Below are 11,772 nucleotides of genomic sequence, written 5' to 3'. Positions count from 1 at the left end.
CCGTCCAGGACGCGAAGCAACAAGGATCGGCCGAGCGCCTGGTTGGGCGGTGTTGTTCGGCGGAAGGAGTGCCGCATGATGCCGCATCGTTCGTATCGCAGAGTGTCGCCGGAAGTGCGTAAGGCCGCCGTCGAGCAGGTCATCGCGCTGACCGGCAAACTACGCAGTGAATCCGAGGCATGCCGGGTGGTCGCCGAGCAGATCGGCGTCCACACCAACTCGGTGCGAAATTGGGTGCGCGCCGCGGAAGGCCCCGGGCTGGAACGCATGGACGCGACCGCGCTGCGCCGGAAAGTGGCGCTGCTGCAACAACAATTGGCGGCCGCCGCCGAGATGAACCGCACCCTCGCCGACACTCTCAACGAAGCCCGACGCCACACGTGACCATTCCCCCCGAGTCGCATTCGAACTCCGGCGCCCCGCCGCGTCCCCGTGCGAGGGCGTGGTGACCGGCCGCGGCGTGTTGTGGACGGCCCTCGGCGCGGTGATCGGACTGATCGCCCTGGTACTGGTCGTGGTGCTGCCCGCCGTCGAGGACCCGTGCGAGGACGCGTCGGTGCTCGGCCCCTCGCAGACCGCGTTGCCTCCGCTGGGTGGTGACCCGCCGGGAGCCAGTCCCGCAGGTGCCGCCGAACCCAGTGCCTCCCAGGCGAATCCGACCGTCACCGGCACTCCCTCGTTGGCCGCGGGCATCGGCCCGATCCGGCGCACCCTGCCGATGGCCGCGGGCACCTTCACGATCTCGGACACCTTCGGCTCCCGCAACGGCGGCCACCGCGGCGTCGATATGGCGGCGAGCGACGGCACCCCGATCTTCTCGGTGGCCGACGGCCGGGTGGTCGCGGCCGGACCGGCCTCTGGCTTCGGCAACTGGATCGTCGTCGACTCGGTCGACACCAACGGCCGGTCGTATTCGGCGGTGTACGGGCACATGTGGGACCACGGCGTGCTGGTGCGGGTGGGGGAGAGCGTGCGGGCGGGTCAGCAGATCGGCATGGTCGGCTCGGCGGGCGAATCCAGCGGCCCGCACCTGCATTTCGAGATCGTCCCCGGCGGACGCTTCACCGGCGGCCGTCAGATCGACCCGCTGCCCTGGCTGGACGGTGCGCCCACCCCGGATCTCGGTGGCGCGCAGTGGTACTCCGCCGACCCGCGGTGCCAGCGCGGCTTCGGCAGCGCGGGCGGCGCGCTGGCCGCGGGCAAGGTGCCCCAGGAACTCGAGATCTGGTACCGCCGTGCGGGTTCGCTCTGCCCGCAGATCACGTCCTCGTTGCTCGCCGCCCAGGGCAGGCAGGAGTCGGGTTTCCGCAGGGGTCTCACCTCGCCGGCGGGCGCGCAGGGTCTTGCGCAGTTCCTGCCCGGCACCGCGGCCGCGATCAACCCCGACGACGGAAGGCCGTATGTCATCGATGCCGACGGCAACGGCGTGGCCAGCGTGTGGGACGACGGCGATGCGATCATCGGGCAGGGCCGTTATATGTGCGCCATCGCCCGCAAGGTCGGCCAGTGGGTGTCCGAAGGGCGCGTCCAGGGGGATGTCACGGCGCTGACGCTGGCCGCCTACAACGCGGGTGAGGGGGCGGTGCTCGCGTCGGGCGGCATGCCGAATCAGTATGCGGCGCACTACTCCGAGACCCGGCCGTACGTGGCGAACATCCTCGCGATGGAACCGCAGTACCGCGCGCCGGGTTCGACGGGACGCTTCAGCCCGCAGGAAGGCAGCGGCGGCGAACAGATCCTGGAGGCCGCGCACGACTGGCTCGGCACACCGTACGTGTGGGGCGGCGGCGGGCCGCAGGGGCCAACCGGCGGCGGCATGGACGGCCCCGGCCTGACCGCGGCCGCGGTGTTCGCGGCCTCCTCGGGCGCGGTGACGTTGCCGCGCACCGCCGAACAGCAGTGGGAGGCGGGCGTCGAGGTGCCGATGAGCAAGGCGCGGCCCGGAGATCTGGTGTTCAGTTCCTTCGGGCCGCGCGGACCCGCGGAGGTCGGAATCTATGCCGGTGACGGACGCATGATCCAGTCCGTGCCCGGTTCGGACGCGCGGTCGGGCGGCGGCGTGATGGAAGTCGCGGTGCCCGGCGACGCACGGCTGCGGAGGGTACTGTGAGCGAACACGCCGAGGCGCGAGTGCTGATCGGACCGCCACCGTGTCGGTCCGGGCGGTTAGCCTTGAAAGACAGAGCAACTGCACGCGCGAAACTGGTGGTGATGCTGGTGGTGAGCGTGGCGATGACCGTCGCGGCCTGCGGGCGTGACCAGACCGGCGAATCGGGTTCCGGTGCGCCGCAACCCGCCACGTCCACGACCAGGCTGCTCGAGAACGTGCCCGCGCCGGACCCGGTGACGCCGGACGGTGTCGCGGTGGCGGCACTGCGCGAGATCTACACCTGGCGGCCCGCCACCGAGGCGCCGGGCGATTCGCTGGCTAGGGCGCGGAAATGGCTGGGGCCCAGCATGATACGGATGTTGGACGGCGATCCGTCGGTCACCGAGACGCCCAAGCCCTCGCTGCAGTGGGCGGACTGGGCCAAGGCGAAGGCCACCGTCGAGGCGTTCACCTTCGCCTCGGGGGACCGGCCGCCGCCGGGGCCCGATCCGGACCTGGCGCAGTTCAAGATCGGCATCGAGCAGACTGTCGTCTACCCGAACGGGCGCAAGGAACCACTGGCGCCCGCGACGGTGATCGCCACCGTGGTGCGCACGCCCGACGGCTGGCGGCTCGACGCGTTCCGCTGACCACACGCTTTCCACCGCAAGGCGATTCGAGGAGACGGACATGGCGAAGAAGAAGAAGGTGACGGATCCGGCGATACCCGGACCCGATCTCGGTCTGTTATCGGTCTACGCCGGTGCCGTGGTGATCGGAACGCTCTTGGTGGCCCTGCATCTCGGCAACCAGATGGCGGCCGAGCCGCAGGACCTGCCGATCAATCCGATCGAGATCGTCGCCGGGATCGCGCGCGGCAAGTACACCTGGCCGACCGGCGCGACGGTGATCCTGCTGCTCGTGATCTCGTGCGCCGTCGCCGTCCTTGTGGTGCGCAGGCAGATGAACAAGCGCAAGTCCAAAGGCGCACTGCCGATCGACGAGAAGGCCCAGTACATGGGAACGGGCGGCGCGATCCGCGCGCTCACCGAGGCAGGTGTGCGGGAGAAGGCCGAACAACTCGGAATGAACCTCGGTTACGACGACGCGCCCGGCGTGCCGATCGGCGTGAGCGTCGCCGACGGCGTCATGCTCTACGGCTCCTACGAGGACCTGCACCTGGACATCTGGGGTCCGCGCCAAGGCAAGTCGACGTCCCGTGTCATCCCGGCGATCCTGTCCGCCATCGGCCCGGTGCTGTCCACCTCGAACAAGCGCGACGTCGTCGACGCGACCCGCGACGTGCGAGAGTCCAAGGGCAGCCCCACCTTCGTGTTCGACCCGCAGGGCGTCGCCGACGAGAGCCCGAGCTGGTACTGGAACCCGCTGGACTGGGTCGACGCCAGGCACGAGGGCTGCGAGATGCGCGCCCAGCGGCTGGCCGGGCACTTCGCCGACGCCGACAACGGCGCCGAATCCAAGTCCGACGAGTTCTTCGATCCCGAGGCCGAGGATCTGCTCGCCGCGCTGTTCCTCGCCGCCGCGGTCGGCCAGCGGCCGATCGTGCAGGTGTGGGACTGGGTCACCAACCCGGTCGACACCGAACCCATCGAGCTGCTGCGCAACGCCCGCCACCATTACATGGCCTCCGGCCTGGCGATGCAGTACAACGCCGATCCCCGCACCCGCAGCGGCATTTTCGGCACCGCCAAGAAGATGGTGCGCTGTCTGCAGCTTTCCAACGTGCACGACTGGATCCTGCCCGGCACCGACCCGCGGACCGGCCAGACCCGCAGGCAGTTCGACGAGCTCGAGTTCATCGAGCGCAACGGCACGCTGTACTGCCTCTCGCTGGAAGGGCGCGGTTCGGCGGCGCCGCTGGTGAGCGCGCTGACCGAGGCCGTCATCGACGTGGCCATGCGCAAGGCGTCCCGCTCGCGCGGCGGTCGCCTGCCGATCCCGCTGCTCGCCGTGCTGGACGAGGCGGCGAACGTGGTGCGCTGGAAGGATTTGCCCAAGCAGTACAGCCACTTCGGCTCGCGCGGCATCGTGGTGATGACGGTGTTGCAGTCCTGGGCGCAGGGCGCACGCTGCTGGGGCGACGCGGGCATGCTCGCGCTGTGGTCGGCGGCCAACATCAAGGTGCTCGGCAGCGGCGTCGACGACATGAACTTCCTGCGCGACCGCTCCGAGGCGATCGGCGAATACGACTCCATCTCCGGTTCCGTCTCGGAATCCAAAGGCGGCAAGAGCTATTCGCGGTCGCTGGGCTCGTCGAAGACGTTCAGCGTCAACGCGCTCACCACGCTGCCGCGCGGCCGCGCGATCGTGTTCACCTCGGGTCAGCCCGCGGTGCTCATCCGAACGGTTCCGTGGTGGGAGGGCGAGTACGCTGCGGACGTGAAGAAGTCGATCGCGCAGCACGATCCGCAACGCAAGACCGAGATCACCGACCTGATCGGCTCGCCCTCGCTGACCAAGGTCCCACCGCAACAACCCGATGCAGGCCAAGTCGAGGAGGTTCGGCCCCTGTGAGCGCGCGTAGCGAGCGAACCATGAACACAGCACGAGCTGTCGCGACGGAGCCGAGCGTCAGCGAGGCGGAGTCGTGACCGAACAGCAGCAGCACATGATTTACACCAACGTCGTCGAATTCGTCGAGAACTACCTGAGCCTGGTCTACCGGCGGCAGGTGACCGACATCAGCGAAACGGTGTGGTGCCCCGAGTGGTGGAAGCACGCCGAGGCGGTGGCGCGGCTGGACGCGCTGTGGCGCGCCTGGGAGCACTACCGCATGGAACCCAGCACCGGGCTGAGTGTCTGGTTCCTCGATCACGCCGACCCGCACATGACCAAGCTGTTCGACCCGCGTGGGCCGTTCAAGTACTGCAGTGTGCGCAACGGGCACAAGGACATGCTGAGCCCGCTGCCGCTGAAGTCGCCTGCGCAAGGCATGTTCGGCGATCCGACGGTCGGCGACTTCCGGGTCTAGCCGACACCAAGACGCCCGCTGAATTCAGCGGGCGTTCTCGGGGATTCGGTTCTTTCGCGCGGATTACTGCCTGGTGCGTTCGAGACCGCGGGCGTCCGGCTCGCGCCCTCGCGCCGCGACGGAGCGGTTCTCCTCGGTGCGGGCTCGGACCGCCTCCTCCGGCGGTTGTCCCTGCCCTACCTCGATGAGCATGCGGACGGCCGCCAATTCCGGTGCGACGCCTATCCGCGAGAGATGCGCCGCGATCGCCATGCGCCGCTCGGCCGAATCGTACCGAACGACCGGTTGTTTCGCGGCGGACGCGGTGGCCGCCATGCGCGTGGCTTCGGCCTGCGCGGAGAAACGATCCTTCTCCAGTGAAATGCCTTTGGCCGGCGCCGCTTTCTCCACCATGCGCGCGAGCTCGAGGTTGCGCGGGTCCTTGGCCTTGGAGTCGCGAGCCTCCCGAATCTGGAGCTCTCGAGCCTCTTTCATGCGGGCCTCGGTGATCTTGGCGCGCGCCTCGGCTTCCTTCTGACCACGCTCACGGGTGCGCAGTGCGACCAGGGTCGCCAGCTGCAACATACTCTTCATCATGGCCGCGGTTTCCCGGCCGATGTCGTCCAGTTCCTCGGACATGGCTGCTCCCCGATGCTGCAGTGATCACTATGGATGATTGTGGTGCTTCGTCACGGACACCGCCACGCGAACTGTAGCCCGTCGGCGGATGCCCCGCCTGCAAACGTGGACACCAGGAGAACTCGTGTCGTCGGCATCCCTTGTGGCTGGGGATCGCCCATTAGGGATGGCTACGCTACGCGAACTCCTTGTTTCGAGATTACCCGAGAAACGCGTGGCACAACCGTACGGACGTGCCACGTAACAGCATATATCGCACAATTCCGACACGCGCAGCGAAGCGCCGGAGTAGTTCCGGCACAAGTCCTGTGCCGCCGGAGAATTAGGCTCGCCTACCCTGAGTTGCCGTAGCACATAAGGTTCGGGCCCGGTCGCCGATCACGGCGCCGGGCCCGACGATGTTGCCGGGGATTCAGTCCAGCTGAACCGACTGGATGGTCACCGGCGCGTTGGGCTTGCCGTCGCCGGGACCGTTGGAGTTGTCCTGGCCGATCTGCGCGATCTTGTCCAGGGTCGCCATGCTGTTCTCGTCCACGGTGCCGAAGATGGTGTACTGCGGCGGCAGTTGCGAGTCGCCGTAGACGATGAAGAACTGGCTGCCGTTGGTGCCGGGGCCCGCGTTGGCCATGGCCAGCGTGCCGCGCTTGTAGTCGATCGGCACCTGGCTGCTGGGGTCGCCCTCGGCGTACTGATCGGTCGGGTACTCGTTGTCGAATTCGTAACCGGGACCGCCCATTCCGGTGCCGGTCGGGTCGCCGCACTGGAGCACCTTCAGCGTCTCGTCCGCGGTCATCCGGTGGCAGTCGGTGCCGTCGAAGTAGTTCTGGCTGGCCAGGCTGACGAAGCTGTTGACGGTGCAGGGGGATTCGGCGTTGTTCAGGGTCAGGCCGATCGGGCCCTGGTTGGTGTCCATGCTCACGCTGACCTTGGCGTCGCCGCCGGTGGTCGGGATGCCCTGCGCCTTGGACGGCTTCTGCACCGGCTTGTCGGCGGGCTTGGCGCCGTCACGGTAGGTGCAGTCGACCAGCTCGGGCTTGGCCTTGGCGGCGGGCGGCGCGGCGGCGGACAGCGACGCGTCCTTCGTCTCGGAGGCGCTGTTCTGGTTGTCCTCGCCCTTCGTCAGGAAGTAGACGCCGGTGACGGCCGCGACCGCGACGACCACACCGAGCACGGACCCGGCGATGGTCAGTTGCTTGCGTCGGCGCGCGCGTTCGGCCCGATTGGCCAGTTGGCGCTCGAGCTTGCGCTTGGCCGCTGCTCGTCGCTGTTCGTTGCTCGGCACTACCACGTTCCTCCCGTGTCGGCTTGCTTCCGAGGTAAGAGTGTGCCATCTCTTCCTGAGACCGCTCGGAAGTTCCTCGGACGGGTCGGGAGCAAACCGGTTGGACTTGACGGGCGGTGGTGGTGGAAACTGGACCATCGTGACCAAGACCAGCAGCTTCTCCGCCCCGCGGGGGGTACCGGACTACGTGCCTCCCGGCTCCGCCGAGTTCGTCGCCGTGCGCGACGGCCTCGTGCATGCGGCCCGACTGGCCGGGTACGGGCACATCGAGCTGCCGGTGTTCGAGCAGACCGCGCTGTTCGCGCGCGGCGTCGGCGAGTCCACCGACGTGGTCAGCAAGGAGATGTGGACCTTCGCCGACCGCAAGGGCGAGAGCTTCACCCTGCGCCCCGAGGGCACCGCGGGCGTGATGCGCGCCGTGATCGAGCACGGCCTGGACAAGAGCGGTCAGCTGCCGCTCAAGCTGTGCTACGCGGGTCCGTTCTTCCGCTACGAACGCCCGCAGGCCGGCCGCTACCGGCAGTTGCAGCAGGTCGGCATCGAGGCGATCGGCGTGGACGACCCGGCGCTGGACGCCGAGGTCATCGCGATCGCCGACGCCGGCTACCGCAGCCTCGGTCTGGACGGGTTCCGGCTGGAGATCACCTCGCTGGGCGACGAGACCTGCCGTCCGCAGTACCGCGAGCTATTGCAGGACTTCCTGTTCGGCCTGCCGCTCGACGAGGAGACCAAGCGCAGGGCGCAGATCAACCCGCTGCGCGTGCTCGACGACAAGCGTCCCGAGGTTCGCGAGCTCACCGCGGATGCCCCGCTGATGATCGATCACCTCTCCGAGAGCGCCAAGACGCACTTCGAGCAAGTGCTCGGCCACCTCGACGCGCTCGGCGTGCCGTATGTGCTGAACCCGCGGATGGTGCGCGGCCTGGACTACTACACCAAGACCACCTTCGAGTTCGTGCACGACCAGCTCGGCGCGCAGTCCGGTATCGGCGGCGGCGGCCGCTACGACGGGCTGATGGCCGAGCTCGGCGGTCAGCCGCTGTCGGGCATCGGCTTCGGTCTCGGCGTCGACCGGACGGTGCTCGCGTTGCAAGCCGAGGGCAAGTCTGCGGGCGTTTCGTCGCGCTGCGAGGTGTTCGGCGTGCCGCTGGGCGATGCGGCCAAGCAGCGCCTCGTCGTGCTCGCCGCGCAGCTGCGCGGTGCGGGCATTCGCGTCGACCTCGCCTACGGCGGGCGCGGCGTGAAAGGCGCGATGAAGGCTGCCGACCGTTCCGGCGCGCGGTTCACCGTGGTGCTCGGCGACCGCGACCTGGCCGAGAACAGCATCGCCGTGAAGGACATGGCGACCGGCGATCAGCGGCACGTGCCGCTCAGCGAGGTCGTCGGCGTCCTGCGCGAGGCGTTGATCGCGGGGCACTGACCCGGCTCGGCGGGCGGGGCTCGGGGACGAAAGTCCCGTGCCCCGCCCAACGGCGCACCCCTAAGATTCGCGCGCGGTACCGTGTCTGCGCACCGCCGGTGCGGTGATCTTGCGGAGAGGTGGAGAGTGGACGCGAATCCTGGTCAGCCGGAATCGGTTCCGGTCGGACTCGATCTCGTCGCCCCCGAGATGTACGAGCCGATGCTGCGCAGGCTCGCGCTGGCGGCGGCCGGTGTCGGGATCGGCGCGGCGCTGCTCGCGGCGACCGTCGTCGAGTGGCCGATCGCGGTGGCCATCGGTCTGGTCGTCGGCCTGCCCACCGTGGGCTACGCCCTAGCGCTGCGGCGCCGCCGGATGTGGGTGACGGGTACCACCATCCACGCCCGCCGGGTATTCGGCGAACGGCGGGTCGAGGTCGCGTCGGCCACCGGCGTCGAGCTCCTGGTCTTTCCCGCGCGGCTGAGCCGCATCGTGCTGCGCGTCACCGCGGGCCCGGACGTTCAGCTGATCCCGCTCGCCATGTACACCGACGCGGGCAGCGGACGGGAGCTGCACCTGCTCGGGCTGCGCAAACTCGCCGACGCCCTCGCGGCCAGCCACCTGGCCGCCGCGGTCGCGGTCTCGGCGCTGCTCGTGCACCAGTTGCGCGCCGAAGCGCGTGACGCACGCCTGGAGGAACGCCCCCTCTACCGCGCCGTGCAACTGGCGCGCGCCAAGGACTACGTGTCACCCGTCGTGCTCACCGACCGAGAGGTCGCCGACCTCGGCTGAGCCGCTGGCCCTAGGCCTCCCGCACACCCACCCTGCTGTGGGGGCGTGAGCCGCCTCCTCCGTCGCGCACGGCCAGAATCCCCGCCCTCAGCGGAGCCGTCTGGTTCTTGCCACACACCCTGTGTACGCCGCACACAGGCGGTGCCTATGTGGGGCGTACACGGGGTGTGTGGGAGGTGAGGCGTTGCTCACGGGTGCGATTCGAGCACCGTGAGGCTGAGTAGGGTTGGGCCTGAGTAACCGTCCAACGCAAGGAGTTCGCGTGAGCACCGCCGCTCGGAACACGCCCGTGACCGTTGCCGTGACCGGTGGAGCCGGGCAGATCGCCTATGGCCTGCTGTTCCGTATCGCCTCCGGCGCGATGCTCGGACCGGACACTCCCGTGCGACTGCGGCTACTCGAGATTCCCGCCGCCGTCGCCTCCCTGGAGGGCGTGGCGATGGAGCTCGAGGACGGCGCGTTTCCGCTGCTGGACTCCATCGACATCAGCGACGACCCGTGGGTCGGCTTCGCGGGCGCCAACGTCGCGCTGCTGGTCGGCGCCCGCCCGCGGACGGCGGGCATGGAGCGTTCCGATCTGCTCGCCGCCAACGGCCCGATCTTCACCGAGCAGGGCCAGGCCATCAACGCCAGCGCCGCCGACGACGTGAAGGTGCTCGTGGTCGGCAACCCGGCCAATACAAACGCGTTCATCGCCATGAGCAACGCCCCCGACGTGCCCGCCGAGCGCTTCACCGCGATGACTCGCCTCGACCACAACCGCGCCATCGCCCAGCTGGCCAAGAAGACCGGCACGCCCGCCGCCGACATCGCTCGCGTGACGATCTGGGGCAACCACTCCGCCACCCAGTACCCCGACATCACCCACGCCACCATCGCGGGCCGCCCCGCGCTCGACCTGGTCGACGCCGCCTGGCTGCGTGACGACTTCATCCCCACCGTGCAGCAGCGCGGCACCGCCATCATCCAGGCCCGCGGCGCGTCCTCGGCCGCCAGCGCGGCAAGCGCCGCCATCGACCACATCCACGACTGGGTCCTCGGCACCCCCGCGGGCGACTGGACTTCCATGGCCGTCCCGTCCGACGGCTCCTACGGCGTCCCCGAGGGCCTCATCAGCTCGTTCCCCGTCACCTGCGCCGACGGCGGTTACACGATCGTCTCCGATCTCTCGCTCGACGATTTCTCCCGCAGCCGCCTGACCGCCACGGTCACCGAACTGGAACAGGAACGAGACGCCGTCGTCGATCTCGGCTTCGCCAAGCGCGGCTGAGCCGCAGGCGGGCGATCGCCAAAACCTCGCGGGCATCCGCGGACGACCCGACCTCTGCAAGGCATGTGGGTCTGCGAGGAGTCGACGCTCCGAGGTTCCGTAGCCGGTGCGGAGAGTCAGGCGGCGCGGGTCATTCGCTGAACAGCGCCATCGACGCGGTGAAGCCGTGCAGTGCGTTGCGGCCAGCGACCGGGCCGATCTCGCCCGCGGCGAAGAAGCCCGCGAGCGGGATGTCCCCGAGGACGTCCTCGATGGCGGTGGCATCGTGATCGGCGACTCCGAACATTCGCCTGCCGCGGCCGTTGCAGGTGAACAGCAGGGCGCCCGCGGGGCGGCCGGGGAGCGCCGAGCGGGCCTGAGCGAGTGCGGCGCGCAGATCTCGGTCGGCCACGACCGCGTCGCGAACCTGGAACTGCACCGTCGTGCCGACCTCGACTTCCTCGCCGATTTCGATCGCGCCGCTCGCCGGGTCGGCGCCGAGCAGCCCGCGGATGAGGAAATCGCCCTGCCCGGGGGTGGCCAGGTGCTCGTCGACCACGATGCCGATCTGCACGCCGCGCGCCACCAGCTCCCGCTGATCGGGCGGCAGTGCGTCGACGATCTCGCGTAACCGCCAGATCGGCGACCGGCCGCCGAGTTCGGTGATCACCGCGCCACTGGCCTCGGTGACGATGTACGGCTGCCCGATCGGCCGGCAGCCCTGCGACACGACCGGCACACCGTGCAGTCCGGGAAGCCGCACGCCGACCGCGCCGGAGGCGACCACCTCGTGGTCGCGGAACAGCCTGTTCCCGCCGGGACGCGGGCCGCCGCTGACCAGCCCGCCCATCAGGATGGTGCCGGGCAGGTCGTGGTTCAGGTGCTCGAGCAGCGCTTCGGCCGGGAAGGTGAAGGGGTCGGGCAGCAACAGGTGGAAGTCTTGCGCGGCGCGGTCGAAGCGATACCCGGCCAGCAGCCCGCCCGAGGCCGTGGGTACGAAGTCCAGTTCGAACGTCTCGGCGGCCGCGCCGGCCGCAAGCCACACCGCCACCGCGGGTTCGTCCTCGAATTCGCGACGCCCGGCCACGACCGCGTGCGCCACGCATCCGACGAGCGCGGGCACCCGGACCGACTGATGGACACCGTCGAGCACGGCCTGAGCCACATCCGCGTGGGCTCGCGACGCGAGGAGCACCGCGAGCGAGGGCGAGGCGTCCGCGAGCCGCTCGCGCGCACGCAGCGCTGCCTCCGCGCCGGCGTCCTTGGCGTCGGGCGCGGTGGAGAGTCCTACCGCGATCCGCACAAATCCATCGTAGGGCGCGATGATCGCGTCGACATCTCACCGCGGTTA

The 11,772-nt window shown here is 69.5% G+C and carries 11 protein-coding genes; 8 read left to right on the top strand and 3 right to left on the bottom strand.

Annotated features, from left to right (window positions below; genetic code table 11):
* The first annotated feature begins 75 nt into the window (after positions 1 to 75).
* The 5 genes from CRP45_RS29810 to CRP45_RS29790 all read left to right on the top strand — a co-directional run bounded on the left by CRP45_RS29810 (position 76) and on the right by CRP45_RS29790 (position 5,081).
* Entirely contained in the window at positions 76 to 384 is a 309-nt protein-coding gene (locus tag CRP45_RS29810; RefSeq protein WP_067779958.1) for a transposase, read from the top strand.
* A gap of 61 nt (positions 385 to 445) precedes the next feature.
* Positions 446 to 2,110, top strand: coding sequence for a peptidoglycan DD-metalloendopeptidase family protein (locus CRP45_RS29805; RefSeq protein WP_067780164.1), 1,665 nt, complete (start codon positions 446 to 448; stop codon positions 2,108 to 2,110).
* Between the two features lie 101 nt (positions 2,111 to 2,211).
* Positions 2,212 to 2,739, top strand: coding sequence for a hypothetical protein (locus CRP45_RS29800; protein WP_169810807.1), 528 nt, complete (start codon positions 2,212 to 2,214; stop codon positions 2,737 to 2,739).
* Between the two features lie 40 nt (positions 2,740 to 2,779).
* A complete protein-coding gene (locus CRP45_RS29795) occupies positions 2,780 to 4,624 on the top strand; it encodes a type IV secretory system conjugative DNA transfer family protein (protein ID WP_067779961.1) in 1,845 nt (614 codons plus the stop codon).
* Positions 4,625 to 4,697: 73 nt separating this feature from the next.
* Complete coding sequence (locus CRP45_RS29790) at positions 4,698 to 5,081, top strand: DUF4913 domain-containing protein (RefSeq protein ID WP_245910580.1); 384 nt, start codon at positions 4,698 to 4,700, stop codon at positions 5,079 to 5,081.
* A 63-nt stretch (positions 5,082 to 5,144) separates the two neighbouring features.
* Here the strand turns inward: CRP45_RS29790 and CRP45_RS29785 are convergent, their stop codons facing one another.
* Together CRP45_RS29785 and CRP45_RS29780 are read right to left on the bottom strand one after the other, a co-directional pair.
* A complete protein-coding gene (locus CRP45_RS29785; protein WP_067779964.1) occupies positions 5,145 to 5,699 on the bottom strand; it encodes a hypothetical protein in 555 nt (184 codons plus the stop codon).
* A gap of 412 nt (positions 5,700 to 6,111) precedes the next feature.
* Positions 6,112 to 6,981 carry a peptidylprolyl isomerase gene (locus CRP45_RS29780; protein WP_097247996.1) on the bottom strand — a complete coding sequence of 290 codons (870 nt, stop codon included), beginning with the start codon at positions 6,979 to 6,981 and terminating at the stop codon, positions 6,112 to 6,114.
* A 139-nt stretch (positions 6,982 to 7,120) separates the two neighbouring features.
* Here CRP45_RS29780 and hisS point away from each other — a divergent pair, with 139 nt between their 5' ends.
* The 3 genes from hisS (at position 7,121) to CRP45_RS29765 (ending at position 10,442) form a co-directional block, all read left to right on the top strand.
* A complete protein-coding gene (gene hisS, locus CRP45_RS29775) occupies positions 7,121 to 8,401 on the top strand; it encodes a histidine--tRNA ligase (protein ID WP_097248125.1) in 1,281 nt (426 codons plus the stop codon).
* 126 nt (positions 8,402 to 8,527) lie between these two features.
* Positions 8,528 to 9,172 (top strand): hypothetical protein, encoded by a 645-nt coding sequence (locus CRP45_RS29770; protein ID WP_084482465.1) that lies wholly within the window; start codon positions 8,528 to 8,530, stop codon positions 9,170 to 9,172.
* A gap of 262 nt (positions 9,173 to 9,434) precedes the next feature.
* Positions 9,435 to 10,442 carry a malate dehydrogenase gene (locus tag CRP45_RS29765; RefSeq protein WP_097247995.1) on the top strand — a complete coding sequence of 336 codons (1,008 nt, stop codon included), beginning with the start codon at positions 9,435 to 9,437 and terminating at the stop codon, positions 10,440 to 10,442.
* 130 nt (positions 10,443 to 10,572) lie between these two features.
* Here CRP45_RS29765 and CRP45_RS29760 read toward each other — a convergent pair whose 3' ends face one another.
* Positions 10,573 to 11,724, bottom strand: a complete 1,152-nt coding sequence (locus tag CRP45_RS29760) for an FIST signal transduction protein (RefSeq protein ID WP_097247994.1) — start codon at positions 11,722 to 11,724, stop codon at positions 10,573 to 10,575.
* Positions 11,725 to 11,772: the final 48 nt, after the last annotated feature.

It is taken from the genome of Nocardia amikacinitolerans (assembly GCF_900215415.1).
GTDB classification, from domain to species: Bacteria; Actinomycetota; Actinomycetes; order Mycobacteriales; family Mycobacteriaceae; genus Nocardia; species Nocardia amikacinitolerans.
Note: the sequence above shows the minus strand (reverse complement) of the source record. Positions and strands in the feature narration are given on the sequence as shown.

What these genes read in the sequence shown, in the direction of transcription:
- CRP45_RS29800 (WP_169810807.1), top strand. Translation starts at nt 2,212, where the DNA reads ATGCTGGTGGTGAGCGTGGCGATGACCGTCGCGGCCTGCGGGCGTGAC.
- CRP45_RS29785 (WP_067779964.1), bottom strand. Translation starts at nt 5,699, where the DNA reads ATGTCCGAGGAACTGGACGACATCGGCCGGGAAACCGCGGCCATGATG.
- CRP45_RS29810 (WP_067779958.1), top strand. Translation starts at nt 76, where the DNA reads ATGATGCCGCATCGTTCGTATCGCAGAGTGTCGCCGGAAGTGCGTAAG.
- CRP45_RS29795 (WP_067779961.1), top strand. Translation starts at nt 2,780, where the DNA reads ATGGCGAAGAAGAAGAAGGTGACGGATCCGGCGATACCCGGACCCGAT.